Raw genomic sequence first — 2,297 nt, forward strand, 5'->3', positions numbered from 1 at the left:
TTCTACTCCTCTGTAAAACAAATTCGTGAAGCTGTTAGGGGGTTCATTAATTCAATTAACAAGGTCCCGGAACAGGTCATAAACAGGTTATGCCTGCGAATGTAAAATCATTATCGTAATCTATATAGTTACAGGAATTACGCAACATACAGGGAGATATTTTCTTCAACAATTAATTAACAATAAATATGAAGGCAAAATAAGGTGTGCTGTAAGAAAGAACAGTAATATAGAAATTTTAAAAAATAGCGGGATTGACATTGAGATAGTGAATGGAGATTTAAACGACGAATCTTTCATTAATGAAATAATGAAAGAAGTTGAGACTGTATTGCATATATATATAATACTCATCATTCTATAAATATTGTCAAAGCTGCTATTACTAATAACGTTTCAAGAGCAATCTTGGTGCATACTACAGGAATATATTCTAGGTATAAAAGTGCATCATCTGATTATTTTCGTATTGAATCTGAAGTAATGAAAATAGCAAAAAATAAAATTTCTCTAACGATATTAAGACCCACTATGATCTATGGTGATATGTGTGATCATAACATGAGTAAATTCATAAAGATGATAAATAATTTACCATTTTTCCCTTTAGTTAATGGTGGGAAAAGTTTGATTCAGCCAGTAAATGCAAGGGATTTAGGAAAAGCATATTATGATGTCTTAATGAATCCCCAGATAACTGCAAATAAACAGTACAATTTATCTGGTAATAAGCCAATTAGTATTAAAGAGGCACTGACAATTATTAGTAAAAAATTAAATAAAAATACAATATTTATACCTGTCCCTATAAATATAAGTGTATTTATTGCTTATATGCTTAAAGGAATGACTTTAGGCAAACTAGATATTGTTGAGAAAATACTTCGTATGGGAGAAGACAGAGTATATAGTCATGAGCTGGCAAAAAAGGATTTCAATTATAATCCAATGTCATTTGAAGAGGGTATAGATATTGAGATCAACGAATTCAAGAAAATGACTAGAAAGTAGGCTAATCCCAATGAGAATTATGGTTTTATCAAGCTATGCCCCTACTCTATTTTACTTTAGGGAAGATATGATGATTGAAATGCTTAAAAATGGTCATGATGTAATTGCTGCAGCCCCTGAACCTGAAAGGGAATGGGAAACCAAATTTAAAGAAAGAGGAATTAAGTACGTATCTATAAATGGAGTAGATAGAACTAGTACAAATCCTATTAAAGATATTGTCGGTTTTTTTTCTATACTGAAAGTAATTATTAAAGAAAAGCCAGATAAAATCTTTGCATATCACGCAAAAACAATTATATATGGGTGTATAGCAGCAAAATTAGCAGGTATAAAGGAAATTTATGCTTTAATGGGTGGACTAGGATCTGTTCTACGTAACGAAAATAAAAAGAACTTTGCAAGACGCATTCTTAAACTTGAGTATAAAGCAGCATTCAATTTCTGTAACAAGGTTTTTTTTCAAAACAAAGATGATTCTAGAGAAATGCTGGATAGTGGTTTGATAAAAGAGTCTCAAATAGTAATGATAAATGGTTCTGGTGTTAATTTAAATAAATTTACTGAAAAACCAATTCCACAAAATCTAGTTTTTTTATTCGTTGGAAGAATTATAAGAGATAAAGGTGTAATTGAATATATTAAGGCTGCTAAAATAGTTAAAGAAAGATATCCTATTGTAAGGATACAGATAGTAGGTTATTTTGATACTAACCCATCAGCAATAAAAGAAGAAGAAATACAGGATTACATTAGAAATGGAATTATTGAGTATTTGGGTTCGACAGATGATGTCCGACCTTTTTTAGAAAGATGTTCAGTTTTTGTGTTGCCATCATATCATGAGGGCACTCCCAAAAGTGTACTGGAAGCAATGGCTATGGGAAGGGCTATTATTACAACAGATGCACCTGGTTGTCGTGAAACAGTTATTAATGGGGTTAACGGATTTCTAGTTCCAGTAAAAAATGCAGGAGCTCTTGCAGAGAAAATGATATGGATGATAGAACATAAAGAAGAGTTAGAAAAAATGGGCAAAGAAAGTTTAAGAATTTGTTATGAGAAATTTGATGTAAATAAAGTTAATGCAATAATTATGAAAACGATGAAATTATAGGCAATAAATATTATTATATTTTGTATTATAATACTTTAACTTGTTGTGCTAGCTTTTTAACAGGAAAAAATTGCGAATGAAAAAACCCAGCACATTATGTAACCTATCATTAATAACGACAAAAATGATAGGGGGTCACAAAATATGCTGGAACTTGATAGAGATTATT

3 protein-coding genes are annotated in these 2,297 nt (G+C 30.6%); all 3 read left to right on the top strand.

The window, feature by feature from the left end:
• Positions 1–118: 118 nt before the first annotated feature.
• A complete protein-coding gene (locus HPY60_11885) occupies positions 119–364 on the top strand; it encodes an NAD-dependent epimerase/dehydratase family protein (protein ID NPV51876.1) in 246 nt (81 codons plus the stop codon).
• A 119-nt stretch (positions 365–483) separates the two neighbouring features.
• Complete coding sequence (locus HPY60_11890) at positions 484–1,011, top strand: nucleoside-diphosphate sugar epimerase (GenBank protein ID NPV51877.1); 528 nt, start codon at positions 484–486, stop codon at positions 1,009–1,011.
• A gap of 10 nt (positions 1,012–1,021) precedes the next feature.
• Complete coding sequence (locus tag HPY60_11895) at positions 1,022–2,128, top strand: glycosyltransferase family 4 protein (protein NPV51878.1); 1,107 nt, start codon at positions 1,022–1,024, stop codon at positions 2,126–2,128.
• Positions 2,129–2,297: the final 169 nt, after the last annotated feature.

This window comes from Methanofastidiosum sp. (assembly GCA_013178285.1).
GTDB lineage: Archaea > Methanobacteriota_B > Thermococci > Methanofastidiosales > Methanofastidiosaceae > Methanofastidiosum.

What these genes read in the sequence shown, in the direction of transcription:
- HPY60_11890 (NPV51877.1), top strand. Translation starts at nt 484, where the DNA reads ATGAAAATAGCAAAAAATAAAATTTCTCTAACGATATTAAGACCCACT.
- HPY60_11895 (NPV51878.1), top strand. Translation starts at nt 1,022, where the DNA reads ATGAGAATTATGGTTTTATCAAGCTATGCCCCTACTCTATTTTACTTT.